Here is a 562-nt window from a genome sequence, read left to right on the forward strand (position 1 = left end):
GCTTCTAGAAAGGGCTGTTATAAAGTGCCATGAAATCCATGAACACAGAATGTCTGAGTATTTTCCAGGGAAAGGCAATGGCGGCATTCATGAATTTAATCATGTTTTGACTTTTATTGAAGCTCTGCAAAATTTATCTGGTTATGACAATGTTGTTGCTTGGACTGAGGTACAATGCCTTCATAAAAAGCGAAAGCGGTCAGCTAGGCTCGATGCTGCAATCAAGTTAAAAAATGAAAATATAATTATTCTTTTAGAAGCAAAGCGGATAAGACAAGGAAAGACACGAGGGTCTTTTAACTCAAGTATTGCAATTAAATCGATACGAAATGACACAAAAAGACTGATAGAGATAGATGAGTCAGAACCAGTTGTCTCAGCAAGCAAAACCAACGCTATTTATAGGGTGATACTGGCATCAATGTGGCTAAGTGATGATAGAAATATGCAAGATGCGTATGAAAAATGGAAGAGCCATGACGCTTTTGATATAAACTGGAAAGGGTGTGTGGTGAGCGAATCTGTCAGCAAGAGCACCGAAAAGCATTTAAAATTACTTCTG

Annotated in this window: 1 protein-coding gene; it reads left to right on the top strand. The window is 38.1% G+C overall.

Annotation, left to right across the window (positions count from 1 at the left end; all coding sequences use genetic code 11):
* Positions 1-49 precede the first annotated feature (49 nt).
* Positions 50-562, top strand: a 513-nt coding sequence (locus BCU91_RS18665; RefSeq protein WP_133126623.1) for a hypothetical protein, incomplete at its 3' end; no start/stop codon positions are given.

The organism is Shewanella sp. 10N.286.52.B9 (assembly GCF_002873635.1).
In the GTDB taxonomy this organism is placed as follows: domain Bacteria; phylum Pseudomonadota; class Gammaproteobacteria; order Enterobacterales; family Shewanellaceae; genus Shewanella.